Here is a 2,212-nt window from a genome sequence, read left to right as displayed (position 1 = left end):
CCACCACGGTCCACTGCCTGGGGCTCGCCCGGGGAATGGGTCGCTTTCCTGCGTACAGTCTCTTACTCTGCCCCACGAATGCTCCCGCGCGGCTTTCCGCAAGAGGCTGGTGATCCGCACCAGAACCCGTAAAATAAGATGAAACGACCTACTACTGCACCGCTGCATCTTATTTTGCGGGTATGAGGGGCGGATCGCCAGCTGTACGCGAATACGTGAAGGGCACGAAGGGGCGGTGCAGGAGATAGCAATCCCACAGTCTCCACGCCTTCGTGCTCTCCCGCGCGAGTCAATCTGAGGTGTGTGGAATTATGAGTTGCCCCGGAGCGCCACCCATCGCCTCCCCGACCACAGGTGGCGGCGGCAACCTCCTCCCGGGAAGATTCCAGAAAACCGTTTTTACGAGATTTTGAGAAATTTATAAAATTTAAATAGTACAAACGCCCCACGTTCTCTATGAGCAAAACTTTCTCTCGTAGCCTTGCCAGGAAGAGAGTGATGAGTAATGACGGTATGCTCATCGGGACCATCAGGAATGTCATGGTCGACCTCAACACAGGGCAGGTTGTCGACCTCATCATCAAACCTGACGACACGTTCAGGACAGATGGTTACAGGATGGATGGAGACCGGATGTTTGTGCCGTTTGAGGCAGTAAAGGACATAAAAGATTATATCGTCGTCGACCGCTACCTGATGAAGAGATCGGGATAATACTTTTTCACCGTTTCTACAAACCCGTCTCCATACGACTCCCGGGGTACCCAGTCCGCCGCTGACCGGGTCGGTTCCGGGGCATTTGCAACCGCAACGCCGACGCCTGCGGCCTTGAGCATCTCGATATCGTTTTCTGAGTCCCCGATAGCCAGGATCTCGTCCGGGAGAAGCCCCATCTCTCTTGCGAGATCCCGCATCGCCGTTCCCTTGCTCACCCCCGGGTCCTGGAGGTGGATCGCAAACCCGGTATCCAGCACCCGGACGGGGAGATGGTGGTCACGGACGACTGTTCTCACATCATCGGGGTCGATCTTCCGGGCGAAGGCCACATCGGCAAACCGGTACTGCGCGCTGAGGAGTTCGAGCCTGACCCCCTCCCCGGCGAAGTGGTCCCTGAGGACCTCAAACGCCTCCAGGCAGACCTTCTGGTCACCGGGGATGTGGAGGGTGCCTCCAAACCCCCTCCGGTAGACGCCGCCGTTCTCGCTGATGATGGTCCCGTCCGTCCCGACCATCTTGCAGAGCCCGTCCATGAAGCAGACGGTGTTGCCGCTTGCAAGCACCACCTCGATCTCGGCGTCGATAAGCGTCCGGAGAGTCTCGATGGCGTCTGTGTTGATGCGCCGACGCCGGTCGGTGATGGTGCCGTCGACGTCGGTTACGAGCGCCTTCAGCACTGCTTGAGCCCTGCCTGTTCGACCATGAACGCCGCCTCACCCTCGGGGAGGTTCGGGCTGTCCACCAGGCGCGCGACCCTCTTCCCGCCCTTGCTCTTGCGGAGGTAGAGCCGGAAGGTTGCGGTGTGGCCGACGATGTTGCCGCCGATCGGCTTTGTGGGGTCGCCGAAGAGGACGGCCGGGTTCGACATGACCTGGTTGGTCACGAGACCGACGGCGTTGTGGTCGTCGATCAGTTTCAGGAGGTCGTGCATGTGGCGGTTCAGTTTCTGCTGCCGCGCAGCAAGGGTGCCGCGCCCCGCGTACTCCGAACGGAAGAGGGACGTCAACGAGTCGATGACGAAGAGCCTGACCGGGTATTCGGAGTTGCGCAGATCGTTTGCAAGCTCGCGTGCGGTATCGAGGAGCAGCATCTGGTGGTCGGAACTGTGTGCCCGGGCGACATGGATCCGTTCGAGGATCTCCTCGAGTTCTCCGAGGTCCACATCCTCCGGGAGCCCGCCGACCATCTGCTCGATACGCTCAGGGCGGAACGTGTTCTCGGTATCAACGTAGATGACGCTCCCGTGCAGCCCACCGCTCTCCTCGGGGAGCTGGACGTTGACGGCCATCTGGTGGACAAGCTGGCTCTTCCCTGACCCAAACTCCCCGTAAACCTCGGTTATTGCCTGGGTCTCAAGACCCCCGCCGACCAGTTCGTCGAACTCGGGGACCAGCGTCTTCAGTTTCTTGACATCTTTTCTCTTATCCAGGATATCCCGGCCCGTCTTGAAGCCGCCGATATCCGCCATCTTCCGGGCGGCGAGGATCACCTTCTT

General features: G+C 59.7%; 3 protein-coding genes. 1 reads left to right on the top strand and 2 read right to left on the bottom strand.

Annotated elements, in window-relative coordinates:
* Window positions 1–456: 456 nt before the first annotated feature.
* A complete protein-coding gene (locus tag BP858_RS10950) occupies window positions 457–714 on the top strand; it encodes a PRC-barrel domain-containing protein (RefSeq protein WP_062261816.1) in 258 nt (85 codons plus the stop codon).
* On the opposite strand, the gene BP858_RS10945 is transcribed toward BP858_RS10950, so the two are convergent.
* Together BP858_RS10945 and radA are read right to left on the bottom strand one after the other, a co-directional pair.
* Window positions 690–1,394: a phosphoglycolate phosphatase gene (locus tag BP858_RS10945; RefSeq protein ID WP_062261818.1), complete on the bottom strand. Its 705-nt coding sequence runs from the start codon at window positions 1,392–1,394 to the stop codon at window positions 690–692. The two genes, BP858_RS10950 and BP858_RS10945, sit on opposite strands and share 25 nt — an antisense overlap.
* A partial coding sequence (gene radA / locus BP858_RS10940; RefSeq protein ID WP_286879496.1) for a DNA repair and recombination protein RadA occupies window positions 1,388–2,212 on the bottom strand: 825 nt, incomplete at its 5' end. The genes BP858_RS10945 and radA, both read right to left, overlap by 7 nt.

Origin of the sequence: Methanoculleus sp. UBA413 (genome assembly GCF_002502935.1) — an archaeon.
Lineage (GTDB): Archaea > Halobacteriota > Methanomicrobia > Methanomicrobiales > Methanoculleaceae > Methanoculleus > Methanoculleus bourgensis.
The sequence above is the reverse complement of the archived record's forward strand: the minus strand, read 5'-3'. Positions and strand labels throughout refer to the sequence as shown.

What these genes read in the sequence shown, in the direction of transcription:
- BP858_RS10950 (WP_062261816.1), top strand. Translation starts at nt 457, where the DNA reads ATGAGCAAAACTTTCTCTCGTAGCCTTGCCAGGAAGAGAGTGATGAGT.